13 protein-coding genes and 2 pseudogenes are annotated in these 14,614 nt (G+C 56.0%); 9 read left to right on the top strand and 6 right to left on the bottom strand.

All coding sequences use genetic code 11. From position 1 onward, the window contains the following. The first annotated feature begins 5 nt into the window (after nucleotides 1-5). The 3 genes from xylB to ACMWJS_RS14820 all read left to right on the top strand — a co-directional run bounded on the left by xylB (nucleotide 6) and on the right by ACMWJS_RS14820 (nucleotide 3,023). Entirely contained in the window at nucleotides 6-1,460 is a 1,455-nt protein-coding gene (xylB, locus tag ACMWJS_RS14830; RefSeq protein WP_414747245.1) for a xylulokinase, read from the top strand. Between the two features lie 103 nt (nucleotides 1,461-1,563). Beyond that, the gene (locus tag ACMWJS_RS14825; RefSeq protein ID WP_063622830.1) at nucleotides 1,564-2,103 is read left to right on the top strand and encodes a cysteine hydrolase family protein; all 540 of its coding nucleotides are present in this window, start codon (nucleotides 1,564-1,566) and stop codon (nucleotides 2,101-2,103) included. Continuing rightward, complete coding sequence (locus ACMWJS_RS14820; RefSeq protein ID WP_414747244.1) at nucleotides 2,103-3,023, top strand: GlxA family transcriptional regulator; 921 nt, start codon at nucleotides 2,103-2,105, stop codon at nucleotides 3,021-3,023. Before ACMWJS_RS14825 ends, ACMWJS_RS14820 begins: the two co-directional genes overlap by 1 nt. Here the strand turns inward: ACMWJS_RS14820 and ACMWJS_RS14815 are convergent. After that, entirely contained in the window at nucleotides 3,016-4,011 is a 996-nt protein-coding gene (locus ACMWJS_RS14815; protein ID WP_414747243.1) for an acyltransferase, read from the bottom strand. The genes ACMWJS_RS14820 and ACMWJS_RS14815 overlap by 8 nt on opposite strands. 183 nt (nucleotides 4,012-4,194) lie before the next feature. On the opposite strand from ACMWJS_RS14815, the gene ACMWJS_RS14810 reads away from it, so the two are divergent. The 3 genes from ACMWJS_RS14810 to glyS all read left to right on the top strand — a co-directional run bounded on the left by ACMWJS_RS14810 (nucleotide 4,195) and on the right by glyS (nucleotide 7,651). Continuing rightward, entirely contained in the window at nucleotides 4,195-4,500 is a 306-nt protein-coding gene (locus ACMWJS_RS14810; protein ID WP_045907868.1) for a YsaB family lipoprotein, read from the top strand. Nucleotides 4,501-4,660: 160 nt separating this feature from the next. Then, nucleotides 4,661-5,572: a glycine--tRNA ligase subunit alpha gene (glyQ, locus tag ACMWJS_RS14805; RefSeq protein ID WP_003860141.1), complete on the top strand. Its 912-nt coding sequence runs from the start codon at nucleotides 4,661-4,663 to the stop codon at nucleotides 5,570-5,572. Nucleotides 5,573-5,581: 9 nt separating this feature from the next. Continuing rightward, entirely contained in the window at nucleotides 5,582-7,651 is a 2,070-nt protein-coding gene (glyS, locus tag ACMWJS_RS14800) for a glycine--tRNA ligase subunit beta (RefSeq protein WP_126534950.1), read from the top strand. 108 nt (nucleotides 7,652-7,759) lie between these two features. Here glyS and ACMWJS_RS14795 read toward each other — a convergent pair. After that, nucleotides 7,760-7,984: pseudogene (locus ACMWJS_RS14795) on the bottom strand (hypothetical protein); the annotation flags it as partial. Continuing rightward, a pseudogene (locus ACMWJS_RS14790) lies at nucleotides 7,951-8,097 on the bottom strand (hypothetical protein); the annotation flags it as partial. The pseudogenes ACMWJS_RS14790 and ACMWJS_RS14795, both read right to left, overlap by 34 nt. Before the next feature lie 671 nt (nucleotides 8,098-8,768). Here ACMWJS_RS14790 and ACMWJS_RS14785 point away from each other — a divergent pair. After that, entirely contained in the window at nucleotides 8,769-10,388 is a 1,620-nt protein-coding gene (locus ACMWJS_RS14785; protein ID WP_414747242.1) for an ABC-F family ATP-binding cassette domain-containing protein, read from the top strand. 39 nt (nucleotides 10,389-10,427) lie between these two features. On the opposite strand, the gene ACMWJS_RS14780 is transcribed toward ACMWJS_RS14785, so the two are convergent. After that, entirely contained in the window at nucleotides 10,428-10,715 is a 288-nt protein-coding gene (locus tag ACMWJS_RS14780; RefSeq protein WP_008502755.1) for an HTH-type transcriptional regulator, read from the bottom strand. 331 nt (nucleotides 10,716-11,046) lie between these two features. Between ACMWJS_RS14780 and ACMWJS_RS14775 the strand changes: the two genes are divergently transcribed. Then, nucleotides 11,047-11,757, top strand: coding sequence for a DUF3053 domain-containing protein (locus tag ACMWJS_RS14775; RefSeq protein WP_024909075.1), 711 nt, complete (start codon nucleotides 11,047-11,049; stop codon nucleotides 11,755-11,757). Between the two features lie 246 nt (nucleotides 11,758-12,003). After that, a complete protein-coding gene (cspA, locus tag ACMWJS_RS14770; protein ID WP_003860775.1) occupies nucleotides 12,004-12,216 on the top strand; it encodes an RNA chaperone/antiterminator CspA in 213 nt (70 codons plus the stop codon). 58 nt (nucleotides 12,217-12,274) lie between these two features. On the opposite strand, the gene ghrB is transcribed toward cspA, so the two are convergent. Both ghrB and ACMWJS_RS14760 read right to left on the bottom strand, forming a co-directional pair. Next, nucleotides 12,275-13,249, bottom strand: coding sequence for a glyoxylate/hydroxypyruvate reductase GhrB (gene ghrB / locus ACMWJS_RS14765; protein WP_069720483.1), 975 nt, complete (start codon nucleotides 13,247-13,249; stop codon nucleotides 12,275-12,277). 28 nt (nucleotides 13,250-13,277) lie between these two features. Then, on the bottom strand, nucleotides 13,278-14,558 hold the full coding sequence (locus ACMWJS_RS14760; RefSeq protein WP_045907864.1) for an MFS transporter: 1,281 nt from the start codon (nucleotides 14,556-14,558) through the stop codon (nucleotides 13,278-13,280). Nucleotides 14,559-14,614 lie beyond the last annotated feature (56 nt).

Here is a 14,614-nt window from a genome sequence, read left to right as displayed (position 1 = left end):
CCGTAATGTATATCGGGATCGATCTTGGCACATCGGGTGTGAAAGCCATCCTGTTAAGCGAACAGGGCGAGGTGTTAGCAACGCAGACGGAAAAGCTGCAGGTTTCACGTCCGCATCCGCTGTGGTCGGAACAGGACCCGGAGCAGTGGTGGCAGGCAACGGATCGTGCAATCAAGGCGTTAGGTGAACAGCATTCTCTGCGTGACGTGAAAGCGCTGGGGATTGCCGGTCAAATGCACGGTGCTACCTTGCTGGATAGCGAACATTGCGTGTTGCGACCCGCCATTCTCTGGAACGATGGCCGCTGTGCGGAAGAGTGTGCGCTTCTCGAGGCGCGCGTACCCACGTCTCGTGAGATTACCGGCAACCTGATGATGCCCGGCTTTACCGCCCCCAAGCTGCTGTGGGTGCAGCGACACGAGCCGGATATTTTCCGGCAGGTGGCGAAAGTCCTACTACCGAAAGACTATCTGCGCTTTCGTATGACGGGCGATTTTGCTTCCGACATGTCCGATGCCGCCGGCACGATGTGGCTCGACGTGGCGAAACGTGACTGGAGCGAGGCGATGCTGGATGCCTGCCACCTGACCCGTGAACACATGCCCGCGCTGTTCGAAGGTAGCGAGGTAACAGGCACACTGCTGCCAGACGTTGCGGAACGCTGGAATATGCCTGCCGTACCGGTGGTTGCCGGGGGCGGTGACAACGCTGCGGGTGCCGTGGGCGTCGGCATGGTTGAGGCAGGGCAGGCGATGCTGTCTCTGGGAACCTCTGGCGTCTATTTTGCCGTCAGCGACGGCTATCGCAGTAATCCCGAAAGCGCGGTGCACAGTTTCTGTCATGCGCTGCCAGGAAAATGGCATTTGATGTCAGTGATGCTGAGCGCGGCGTCCTGCCTGGACTGGGCGGCGAAACTGACCGGGATGGCTGATGTTCCTGCGTTGATCGCCGCAGCACAGCAGGCGGATGACGCTGCGGGTGCCGTCTGGTTTTTACCGTATCTTTCTGGAGAACGTACGCCGCACAACAACCCGGAAGCGAAAGGGGTGTTCTTTGGCTTAACCCATCAGCATGGCCCGGCAGAACTGGCGCGTGCGGTTCTGGAAGGAGTGGGGTATGCGCTGGCCGACGGAATGGACGTGGTCCATGACTGCGGCCTGAAACCCGCAAGCGTCACCCTGATTGGCGGCGGTGCGCGAAGCCCTTACTGGCGACAGATGCTGTCGGATATCAGCGGGTTGCAGCTGGATTTCCGCACCGGTGGCGATGTTGGCCCCGCGCTCGGCGCCGCGCGTCTGGCGCAGATAGCCATTCATCCGGAACAACCGCTTTCGCAACTGCTGCCGCAACTTACCCTTGAGCAGGCGCATTTCCCTGATGCGGCAAACCATGCGCGGTACGCGGAAAGGCGCGACGTGTTCCGCAAAATCTACCAGCAGCTGCTGCCGCTGATGTCGTAAACACGCTTGTCCGACCGCGGCACGAGGATGTCCTTTTTTGGTCTGTGCGTGCCTTTATTTCCTTGCCAGTATGGTGTCACACCCACTGGCGAGGAGATCCACCATGTCACGCATTGCACTCATCAATATTGATACTCAGCAGTCGTTCCATCATCGCAATTACTGGCAGGAGGACGACATTCCTGCCTTTCAGCAGGCGATGCTGGGGCTGATTGAAGGCTGCCAGGCGCGCGGTATTCCGGTCGTTGATATTTTCCATGTAGATGAAGACGGCCCCTTCACGCTGCAAAGCGGCTTTGTTAAACCCATGGCCTTTTTGCGTCATCAGCCGGATGTGGTTTTCCAGAAACACGTCCATAATGCCTTTACGGATACCGGGCTCGATCGCTGGCTGCGTGAACGTGATATCAACCAGTTGATTATCTGCGGCATTCGCACGGAGCAATGCTGCGAAACCACCGCCCGGGTGGCATCCGATCTGGGTTATGCTGTGACCTTTGTTAGCGAGGCCACGCTGACGTTCCCCATGACGTACAGGGGCATTACCCTGAGTGCAGCGGAAATTCGCCACCGTACCGAAACGGTACTGTCCGGGCGTTTTGCCGACATTAAAACGGTAGCGGAGACGCTGGAGTCACTGTAATGAGCATCGACGTCTGGTTCGTCATGTTGCCCGGGGTGCTGTCATTAGATATGACTGGCCCGGCAGAGACCTTTGTGCTGGCTGGCGACGCGTTTCGTCTGCATTACATTGGGCCGCAACCGGACGTTCCGACGTCGATAGGCCTGACAATGAGCGGCATCCAGCCGCTACCGGAAAGGCTTCCTGAGGGGAGCCTGCTGGTATTACCCGGCGTGAGCGACTCCCGCGCTCAATTTTCGACGCCACAGGCGTTACGGATACAGCACTGGCTGATGCGCCTGCAGCCGGTCATTCAGCGCCGGGGTATCACGGTGATGTGCGTCTGTTCTGGCGCGCTGCTGGCGGCGAAATCGGGCCTGCTGAACAACCGGCAGTGTACAACCCACCATGACGTTATCAGTCGTTTACGCACCGCAGCCCCCACAGCGACGATTAAAGAAAACCGCATCTTTGTGCAGGATGAGAACATCTGGACCAGCGCGGGGATCACGTCTGGCATCGATCTGGCGCTGCATATGATTAACCGCCTGTGCGGTCCCGAAAAGGCGCTGGCCGTGGCGCGCGAGATGGTGGTCTGGTTCCGCCGTTCCGGTGACGATCCCCAGCTCTCCCCGTGGCTGCGCTACCGCAATCATCTTCATCCGGCGATTCATCGGGCGCAGGATGCGCTCACCGCCGAGCCACAAAAAGCCTGGAGCTTGCCTGCTATCGCCGCGCTGGCGCACGTCAGCCCGCGCCATCTCACCCGGCTTTTTCAGTCACATTTAGGGATTAGCGTTCGCGATTATCTGGAGCAGCTGCGTCTGGCGGTGGCGGAGCAGTGGCTATTGCAGGGGCGCGGCGTGGAGCAGGCTTCACTGGCGGCAGGGTTTTCCTCCCCGCGCCAGTACCATCGCGCCCGGCAGCGAAGCATTAGCTGACGAAGCGGCGAGTGTCGATTTTTTGCAGCAGCATCGACAGCAGCAGGCTGATCGCCAGGGTCGCGGAAAAAATCCAGACGATATCCAGCATCGGCCAGCTTTTAAGCTCAACGCCTCTTGTCCGAAGCGCGTGGATCACCAGCGCGTGAAAACCGTAAATCCCGAGAGAGTGTCGTGAAATGACGCTCAGTACAGGAAGGGGACGCGTATTCAGGGTATTTTTAACGAGCATGAGCAGCGATACGGCACAGATAAAGACCATCGGCCCGCAGTAGAGATACCAGGTATCGGCAAAATTGCCGCGCCACTGCAGCTCATGCAGCGTCCCGCGTGAAATCACCGCCACGCCAGCGATAAACAGTGCCCCGCAGAGCCAGTTCAGACCACGTTTTTGCGTGTCCATCATTCCGATGGCGCGCCCCAACATGCCGTAAAGCACGTAATAGAAGGTATCGCCGTTGATATAAAGGTTGACCGGCAACCACTCAAAACCGTCGATTTTCTGCGAGACCGTATTTGGGTTGGCGAAAATGCCAATCACCACCATCAGGGCCAGAAGCATTTTTCCGCTGACGTTTTTCACCTGAATGAGGGGGGAGACCAGATAGATCACGATAATGGCGAAGAAGAACCACAGGTGGTAGAACACCGGCTTTTGCAGCACGTATTTTAGCGATAGTCCGGCGTTTATTGAGGTGAACAGCGTGATATAGAGCAAGGCAACGGCACTGTAGAACCCCAGGCAGGCCGCGATGCGGATGAAGTGCCTTGGCTGCGCGCTGCGTTCACCAAAAAAGAGAAAGCCGGAAATCATAAAGAACAGCGGCACGCTGACCCGCGACGCAGAGTTGAGAATATTGGCGATATCCCAGTTAACGGGGCTGATGCTGTGCGCATTCGTGACGTACCAGGTCGTCGTGTGGATCATGACCACCATCAGACAGGCTATTCCTCGCAGGTTATCAATCCAGTTAATTTTTGACTGCATCAGTTCCTCGTATTCCCTGTAAATTGAGTGTGACTCCCATTGTCCAAATGTCTTCGTTTGGAAAATTCTGAGTTTTATTCCGCAGGCTTGTCGGGAGGCCACGAGATTCGCAGAATGCCGGACCATAATCTATAAAAGCGTTGATACTAAAAATAACAGCCACTGACCAGGGCGGTAATAAAAATGATGATGAAGCGTGTGGCGTCACTCTTTCTGCTGTTCATACTGGCGGGATGCAGTGCGCCACAGGAAGCACCTGTGCAAAAAGCGCAGCAGGGTAAAATGAGCCCGGAACGTTCACTGAATATGGAAGCGCTCTGTAAAGATCGGGCCGCTCGCCGCTATAACTCGGACGTGCAGAAAATTGACGTTACCGGTTTTGAACGTTTTCAGGGCAGCTATGAGCTGCGGGGCCATACGTCGCGTAAAGAGGGCTTTGTCTGCTCGTTTGATGCGGACGGTCAGTTTTTACACCTCTCCATGCGCTAGCCTGCTCGGATAATCAACAGCCAGACGCCGTCAGCGTTCTGGCCGGAAGGCTTATTTCCCAATTTTCCCTAAACAACCCCGTTTCGTACTGTATATCTTGCAGCCAGCGGGTATACTGGTCCCTTCCATTTAAAACCACACGTATCCAGCACGAAATACTATGCAAAAGTTTGATACCAAGACCTTCCAGGGCCTGATCCTGACCTTACAGGATTACTGGGCTCGTCAGGGCTGTACCATTGTTCAACCTTTGGACATGGAAGTCGGCGCCGGCACTTCACACCCGATGACCAGCCTGCGCGCGTTGGGGCCAGAGCCAATGGCGACCGCGTATGTGCAGCCTTCCCGTCGTCCGACCGATGGTCGTTACGGTGAAAACCCGAACCGTCTGCAGCATTACTATCAGTTCCAGGTGGTGATTAAGCCATCACCCGACAATATTCAGGAACTGTACCTCGGGTCGCTGAAAGAGCTGGGTATGGATCCTACCATCCACGACATCCGTTTCGTGGAAGATAACTGGGAAAACCCAACGCTGGGTGCCTGGGGTCTGGGTTGGGAAGTGTGGCTGAACGGCATGGAAGTGACCCAGTTCACCTACTTCCAGCAGGTGGGCGGTCTGGAATGTAAGCCGATCACCGGTGAGATCACCTACGGTCTGGAACGTCTGGCCATGTACATTCAGGGCGTAGACAGCGTTTACGACCTGGTCTGGAGCGACGGCCCGCTGGGTAAAACCACCTACGGCGACGTGTTCCATCAGAACGAAGTGGAGCAATCCACTTATAACTTCGAATACGCGGACGTGGACTTCCTGTTCACCTGCTTCGAGCAGTATGAGAAAGAAGCGCAGCAGCTGCTGGCGCTGGAGACTCCGCTGCCGCTGCCTGCCTACGAGCGTATTCTGAAGGCCGCCCACAGCTTCAACCTGCTGGACGCCCGCAAAGCCATCTCCGTGACTGAACGTCAGCGCTACATTCTGCGTATTCGTACCCTGACCAAAGCCGTTGCAGAAGCTTACTACGCGTCCCGTGAAGCCCTTGGCTTCCCGATGTGCAACCGAAACAAATAAGAGGCGGCCATGTCTGAGAAAACTTTCCTGGTGGAAATCGGCACCGAAGAGCTGCCACCAAAAGCCCTGCGCAGCCTGGCTGAATCTTTTGCTGCGAACGTGACTGCCGAGCTGGATAACGCTGGCCTGGCACACGGTAAAATTGAGTGGTTTGCCGCGCCGCGCCGTCTGGCGCTGAAAGTGGCAAATCTTGCGGCGTCCCAGCCAGATCGCGAAGTCGAAAAACGTGGCCCGGCGATTGCCCAGGCCTTTGACGCGGAAGGCAAGCCGAGCAAAGCGGCGGAAGGCTGGGCGCGTGGCTGCGGCATCACCGTCGATCAGGCCGAGCGTCTGACCACGGATAAAGGCGAGTGGCTGCTGTACCGTGCGCACGTGAAGGGCGAAAGCGCGGAAGCGCTGCTGCCGGACATGATTGCCACGTCTCTGGCGAAGCTGCCTATTCCGAAGCTGATGCGCTGGGGCGCGTCTGACGTGCACTTTGTGCGTCCGGTTCACACAGTGACCCTGCTGCTGGGCGACACCGTTATTCCGGCCACCATTCTGGGCGTGGCGTCCGATCGCGTGATCCGCGGCCACCGCTTTATGGGCGAGCCAGAGTTCACCATCGACAATGCCGACCAGTATCCGCAGATCCTGCTGGAGCGCGGCAAGGTCATTGCTGACTACGAACAGCGTAAAGCCAAAATCAAAGCGGACGCGGAAGACGCGGCGCGCAAGATTGGCGGTAAAGCCGATCTGAGCGACAGCCTGCTGGAAGAAGTGACCTCGCTGGTGGAATGGCCGGTTGTGCTGACTGCGAAGTTCGAAGAGAAATTCCTGGCCGTTCCGGCTGAAGCGCTGGTTTACACCATGAAGGGTGACCAGAAGTATTTCCCGGTCTATGCCAACGACGGCAAACTGCTGCCAAACTTCATCTTCGTGGCAAACATCGAATCGAAAGATCCGATCCAGATTATCTCTGGTAACGAGAAGGTCGTTCGTCCGCGTCTGGCGGATGCCGAGTTCTTCTTCAATACCGACCGTAAAAAGCGTCTGGAAGATCATCTTCCACGCTTGCAGACCGTGTTGTTCCAGCAGCAACTGGGTACGCTGCGCGACAAGACCGACCGTATCGCGGAGCTGTCCGGCTGGATTGCCCGTGAAATCGGTGCGGACGTCAACCACGCAACGCGTGCTGGCCTGCTGTCTAAATGCGACCTGATGACCAACATGGTGTTCGAATTTACCGACACCCAGGGCGTGATGGGTATGCATTACGCGCGTCACGATGGCGAAGCGGAAGACGTGGCCGTGGCCCTGAACGAGCAGTATCAGCCGCGCTTTGCGGGTGACGAACTGCCGTCTAACCCGGTTGCGTGCGCGGTGGCGATTGCCGATAAGATGGACACCCTGGCGGGTATCTTCGGTATCGGTCAGCATCCGAAAGGCGACAAAGACCCGTTTGCGCTGCGTCGTGCTGCGCTCGGCGTGCTGCGTATCATCGTAGAGAAGAACCTGAACCTGGATCTGCAGACCCTGACCGAAGAAGCGGTGCGTCTGTACGGCGACAAGCTGACCAACGCGAACGTGGTGGATGACGTGATCGACTTTATGCTCGGTCGTTTCCGCGCCTGGTATCAGGATGAAGGTTACACCGTCGACACCATTCAGGCGGTGCTGGCGCGTCGTCCGACCCGTCCGGCTGATTTCGATGCGCGTATGAAGGCGGTTTCCCACTTCCGTACGCTGGAAGCGGCATCTGCTCTGGCGGCGGCCAACAAGCGTGTATCCAACATCCTGGCGAAGTCCGACGAGACGCTGAACGAGCGTGTGAACGCCGCGACGCTGAAAGAACCGGAAGAGATCGCCCTGGCGATGCAGGTTGTGGTGCTGCGCGACAAGCTCGAGCCGGTCTTCGCGGAAGGTCGCTACCAGGAAGCGCTGGTGGAGCTGGCTGAGCTGCGTGACGTTATCGACGCCTTCTTCGAGAAAGTGATGGTGAACGTAGAAGATAAAGAGCTGCGTGTTAACCGTCTCTCTATGCTCGAAAAACTGCGTGAGCTGTTCCTGCGCGTGGCGGATATTTCGCTGCTGCAGTAATGTGCCCGTTGTGACAAATGCTAAAAACCCGCTTCGGCGGGTTTTTTTATGGGGCTTTCGTAGGCCGGATAAGCGCAGCGCCATCCGGCAGGTTTAGCCGATCGCGATCAGGCTGGCTTTTAAAGCGTCCGGAACAGGATCCAGAAGCGTGGGTTGCAGAAGATTCAGGCAGGCATAAAGTCTGCCGTAAAGCGCCATTTTTGGGGCGGGTTATTCGCAATCTACCAGTGCGTCGGTAAAACGTTCGCAGTTATCCGCCAGTTCGGTGAAGTCGGTGGCGTGGTTGAAGGGCAGAGTGATTAAAGAATGAACTTGGGTTGGGGTAGCAGCCATATTGGCAGCCTCCGATAAGTGATAAAGCTTCCACCTCCGGAAATGCTAACTTCGCTGGTGGTGGACTGAACAGAGTTAGCATTACCGGCCTTATCGGATACCGGCGCATCTTTCGATGCCCCTGCTCAGCCCACCATTGAGATGTAGCAAAGCATGCTGCACAAAATGTGCCGCCGATAAGATAAGCCAGGATGCTAAACCCGGCACCTGATTTTGCAGGTGCGAAGAGAACTTACTGCTCATCAAAACAGGCGGCAACAGATTTGAGCTATGCCACTGAGGATATTACCATTTCTGGAAAGAGACTCGCAAAATTACCGCAATGAAAAGCATACTGCGGGCAGAGGTCTTACAGCGACGCTATGGTCCGGCTGTAAATCGCTGAGGCGTTTCCTGCAGGCCGGGTAGCCAGGGTGGTGGCGACTGAGCCACCCTGGCACGTTCACGGGTATTGTCGTTACAGAGTAGCAAGGAACATAAAGTGAACGGAATGACCACCAGAGTCGTATGCTTCCCCTCACCCTAACCCTCTCCCCAAAGGGGCGAGGGGATTGTTCACTGCTCGCATTAATTTGTGGGGATCCCTCAGCCCAAAGGGAGAGGGAGTATAAGTCGTCCAAAATTTAACCTTGAAACCGTCAACACATTACCGCTATCCTTATCGCGTTAACTTTCTCGCGCTGGAGCGCCCCCCAAAAATGAACAAACACGACTGATGAATTTCGATCCTTGCTAAACGCTAGCGCGTCGGCAGGGGATGTTTTGATTTCATTCAGGAGTGCTTATGGCTCATTTTGCGCAGTCCCCTTCTTTTATTTTGCATCAGGTCACCTGTCAGTTTCCGACGGGCGATACCCTTTTTGGTCCGCTGAATCTTTCGCTGGAACCCTCCCTGTGCGCGCTGGTTGGCCGCAACGGCAGCGGAAAAACGCGTCTGCTGCGTCTGCTGGCGGGGCTGGACGAACCGGCTACCGGTCATATCGAACGCTTTGGCTCGCATGCCTGGGTGGCGCAGCAGCACGTCATTTCTTCGCAGACGACGCTGGCTGAACTTCTCGGATATGACGCGATTTTTGCGGCGCGTAAGCGCATCGACAGCGGCGATTACCTGCCCGACGATCTGGCGTTGCTCGACGGTTACTGGGATATAGCCGAACGTCTGAGCGAAGCGTTTATCAATGCGAAGCTTCCGCCGTTTGATCCGGATAAACCTGCCGGTGAACTCAGCGGCGGCGAGCGCATTCGTGCTCTGCTGTGCGGGGCGTTTACGGCTGAAGCGGATTTCATGCTGCTGGACGAACCCACTAACCATCTGGATCGACAAGGCCGGGCATGGTTCTACGACCAGTTGAGTCGGTATCAGGGCGGCGTACTGGTGGCCTCCCATGACCGTGAGTTACTGGCTCAGGTACCCCGTATCCTTGAGCTGAGCGCCTCGGGTCTGCGCAGCTACGGCGGAAATTATGCGGATTATCAAGCCCAGCGCGATGCCGAACAGCAGGCGGCCCGCGCGGCGCTGGAACATGCGGCAACCGAGCGCAAACGCACCCGCGCACGCATGCAAAAAGAGCATGATGACAGCCAGCGGCGTTCGGCAAAGACGTTACGCACCGTCGATACCCTGAATATCGCGTCGTTTGAGCGGGTCAAATATAAAGGCGCGGCAAAGGAACGTATCGGCTCCTGGAAAAAACAGCACAGCGAGCAAAATGAAGCGCTGAACGCTGCGGTTAACAAGGCGCGCGAGCGGGTTGAAGACGATAACCCGGTGATGTTCACTCTGCCGGGGAGTCAGGTCCCGGAGGGCAAACAGGTACTGGTGCTGGAGGATCTGGTGCTGCCGCATGTGCCTGTTCCACCGCTTACCTGGCGTATGGACGGACCGATGCGCGTGGCGTTAAAGGGACCGAACGGCTGCGGAAAATCGACGCTGTTAAAAACTATCCTCGGCGAGATGACTCCCCGTTCGGGTACCTGTAAGGTCTCCGTTAGCTGTGCTTATCTCGACCAGCATCTCTCCCGGCTCGATCTCTCGCAGTCGGTCATGACGCATCTCAATTTGAGTCATACCCCTCTGGAAGAAGGGGTATTGCGAACCCGTTTAGCGCAGCTTCAACTGGGGGCTGACAAAGTGATGCTCCCATTGACTGCGCTCAGCGGCGGTGAGCGTTTTAAGGCTGCCCTGGCCTGCGTGCTGTGGCGCGCGGAGGCCACGCAGCTTCTGCTGCTGGATGAACCGACCAACCATCTGGATCTGGCTTCAGTCCAGGCCATTGAAGCGGCGCTGGCCGGTTTCCCTGGGGCACTGCTGGTGGTATCACACGATGAGGCGTTTTTAAGCGGCTTAACGTTAACGCATGAGCTGGTGTGGGAAGAGGCGGGTTGGCGTTGTGATAGCCTGTAAAACACAAGCCCCCGCAAAGGCGGGGGCATTCAATCTTCACTACGCTATCTGTTTGCTGAGTGCAGGGTTGGCCTGAATCAGGCGCATCAGCCTTAACTCGGTTGGGGTGGGTTTCTCACGTTTTGACTCCCACTCCTGCACCATAGCCACGCTGACACCCATCGCTCTGGCGAATTCTTCGGTTTTCAGTCCTGTCCCTTTGCGCAATTGCTCATATTCTGTAAAGGGATTGGATTTTTGTTGCAGGGTAATCGTCTGCGGTACATCTTTAAAAATGATCTGTTCCAGACTGCTCAGCAGTTCAAACTCAGGATCTTTATATTCCATTGAGGACTCCTCTTAAATCTCACATCGTGATCAAGAACATCAGAGAGCCAATTAAGAATAGTCCCTAATACCAACCCAGGATCGTCACGGGTGTGATTAATCGTGCGGTAACGATCGCTGTATCCGATTCAGCAATATGGAGAGTTATGCTAATTCCCTGATTAGTCATATGTCGGCTTCGCCAGGTATTTTTTTGTAAATGATAAGAAATAAATCGGCAATAGCCGTTTTGCATGAAAAGAGTATCTTGCAAGGCTGACCTGGACTATCCTTGTCAGCGTCGGGCACGCGTGTGCCGGTGTGCGCTTTTTTGGGTGAAAGGAGTAATAAAATGGCGACAGGAAAGTCCTGCTCTCGCTGGTTTGCGCCTATTGCGGCGTTGTTGATGGTTGTTAGCCTGAGTGGGTGTTTTGATAAAGAAGGCGATCAGCGCAAAGCGTTTATCGATTTTCTGCAGAATACAGTGATGCGCAGCGGCGAGCGGTTGCCGACGCTGACTGCGGATCAGAAAAAACAGTTTGGCCCCTTCGTGTCCGATTACGCCATTCTTTATGGTTATTCACAGCAGGTGAGCCAGGCGATGGATTCCGGTATCCGCCCGGTAGTGGATAGCGTGAACGCCATCCGCGTTCCACAGGATTATATGACGCAACGTGAACCGCTGCGCCAGTCCAACGGTGCGCTTGGCGTGCTGAGCCAGCAGTTGCAAAATGCGAAAATGCAGGCTGACGCGTCACGTTCTGCGCTGAAGCAGGGCGACGATCTCAAACCGGTCTTCGACAAAGTGTATGAGAAAGTGGTGACCAAACCGTCTGAAGCACTGCAGCCGTTGATTCCAGCCGCGCAAATCTTCACGCAGCAGCTGGTCCAGGTGGGTGACTTTATCGCCCAGCAGAATACGCAGGTGAGCTTTGTTGCCAACGGTATTCAGTTCCCGACCTCGCAGCAGGCAAGCCAGTACAATACGCTGATTGGGCCGCTGGCCTCCCAGCATCAGGCCTTTAGCCAGGCCTGGAGTGCGGCAGTCACTGCCACAGAATAAGACGAAAAACCCCGCTTCTGGCGGGGTTTTTTTATGCATACAGAAAATAACGCTTGTCATTCCTCTACCACATCGGTATAACTGTTCTCGTCGGTTTGTTACACAGACCTAAAGCAGTTTAGTAAAGCAGTCCAGATTGTTATCCATAGATACCCTTCGTAGTGACCCTTCCTTCATCGCTTAAAAATCTGTAACGCAATCCATCAAGCCGGAAGGCACAATATATTTGTTAATAAGGTAATTTCTATGTCTGCTAAAATGACTGGTCTGGTAAAATGGTTCAACGCTGATAAAGGTTTCGGCTTCATCACTCCTGACGATGGCTCTAAAGACGTGTTCGTACACTTCTCTGCTATCCAGAACGATGGCTACAAATCTCTGGACGAAGGTCAGAAAGTGTCCTTCACCATCGAAAGCGGCGCTAAAGGCCCAGCAGCTGGTAACGTTGTAAGCCTGTAAGCTTCCAACCCAGTAGCAAAGAATTTAAAAACCCGCCTTCTGGCGGGTTTTTTCGTTTCTACCGTTGCACCTGCGGGTTCACGCAGTTTATCTCCACCTTTCCACCTAATGCGGCAATCAGATTATCAACCGCGGTGGCCGCCATGTTGTAGCGCGTCTCATGGGTGGCTGAGCCGATGTGGGGCAGGGCAACCACGTTAGGCAGCGAAAGCAGTGGCGAATCCACCGGCAGCGGCTCCTGCTCAAACACGTCCAGACCTGCGGCATGGATCTCACCGTTTTGCAGGGCCTCAATCAGCGCCTTCTCATCCACCACCGGGCCACGACCCGCGTTGATGAAAATGGCGGACGTCTTCATTTTTTCAAACGCCTCTTTGCCGATTAGATGACGGGTTTCGTTCGTCAGCGGCAGAACCAGGCAGACAAAATCGGCTTCCTGCAGCAGGGTATCCAGCTCGCAGTAACGGGCGTTGAAGCGTTCTTCGGCTTCACTGTGATGGCGACGCGCGTTATACAGAATCGGCATGTTAAAACCAAAATGCGCGCGCTGCGCCAGCGCCAGCCCGATACGCCCCATACCGACAATGCCCAGCGTTTTGCCGTGAACATCCACCCCGAACCAGTCCGGACCAATGCTTTTTGTCCACTCGCCCGCTTTGACGCGCTCGGCGACTTCCACTACGCGACGGGCCGTGGTGAGCATGAGCGCCATCAGCGTGTCGGCCACGGTTTCCGTCAGGGCATGCGGCGTATGCATCAGCAGGATCTTGCGGGCGTTTAGGGCATCTACGTCGAAGTTGTCGTAACCCACGGAAACGGTAGAGGTAGCACGAAGCTTCGGCATTTTCTCCAGCAGGGCGACATCCACTTTTTCGCTTGAACCCAGCAGGCCTTCGGCGCTGGCGAACGCGTCGGCGTGCTGTGCCACGGTTTCCGGGCGCAGGTTCTTCACCTGCGTGACGGTAAAGTGCTCTTCAAGACGTTTCTGCAGATCTTCCGGCAGGGCTTTATACAAAATGACGGACGGCTTCATGCTAATCTCCGTTGATTTTTTTAAGGATTCAGGCGTGGCGAGCGCCGACAGGGTGTTGTTGATTATTAGCAGGCTTAACAATCAGAGTAAGCCACACCGAGGCGAAAAGCGCCACCCCCATAAAGATGTACGATGCGGACGGACTGCCGGTGGCACCGTTCAGGTAACCCACGAACCAGGAGCCGCAGAACGAACCCAGTGCACCCATACTGTTAATCAGCGCCATCGCGCCACCCGCAACGTTACGCGGCAGCATCTCGGGGATGATGGCGAAGAACGGTCCGTACGGGGCATACATGGCGGCACCGGCAATCACCAGCAGCGTATAAGAGACCCAGAAGTGGTTTGCGCCCACGGCCCAGGAGCCAATAAAGGCGAAGGCAGCAATCAGCAGCAGCGGCCAGACAAACAGCTTGCGGTTCTGCAGCTTGTCCGACGCCCAGGAGACGATGATCATCGCGATGGTTGCCGCCAGGTACGGTACGGATGACAGCCAGCCTACTTCGACCATGCCGAGGTTTTCACCGCCGCTGCGGATAATGGACGGCAGCCACAGCACAAAGCCGTACACGCCAATGCTCCAGGTAAAATACTGTGCGCAGAGCAGGATCACGTTACGCGAGCGGAAGGCTTCACCATAGTTACGTACCGCCTTCAGACCTTGCTGTTCTTTATCCAGTTGCGCCTGCAGCGCTGCTTTTTCATCTTCGGAAAGCCATTTCGCCTGGGCAGGTTTATCTTTCACCAGCACCCACCAGCAGAAGGCCCAGATAATTGCCGGCACCCCTTCAATAATAAACATCTCGCGCCAGCCGAAGGACTGGATCAGGTAGCCCGACACCACCGACATCCACAGTACCGTGACCGGGTTACCGAGGATCAGGAAGGTATTCGCGCGCGAGCGCTCAGATTTGGTAAACCAGTTGCTGATGTAGATCAGCATCGCGGGCATAACCGCCGCCTCAACGACGCCGAGGATAAAGCGAATGGCGGCCAGGGCAGGAATATTGTTCACCATGCCGGTCAGTGACGCGCAGGCGCCCCACAGGATCAGACAGATGAAGATCAGCTTACGCACGCTGCGGCGTTCCGCATAAATCGCGCCGGGGATCTGGAAGAAGAAGTAACCCAGGAAGAAAAGGGCACCCAGCAGGGAAGAGATACCTTTGGTGATCCCGAGGTCCTCGGTGATCCCTGCTGCGGACGCGAAGCTGAAGTTGGCACGGTCAAGGTACGCCAGGCTGTACGTGATAAACACGATTGGCATGATGTACCACCAGCGTTTTACTGCATTGGTCGAACTGTTCATAGGCTTGCCTCTGTTGTTGAGGTTGTTACCGCCGTTGTCTGTAGGGTACACGGTGG

The organism is Enterobacter sp. HK-058-C-ECC, from assembly GCF_047531125.1.
Lineage (GTDB): Bacteria > Pseudomonadota > Gammaproteobacteria > Enterobacterales > Enterobacteriaceae > Enterobacter > Enterobacter quasiroggenkampii.
This window is presented reverse-complemented; position numbering and strand designations above follow the sequence as displayed.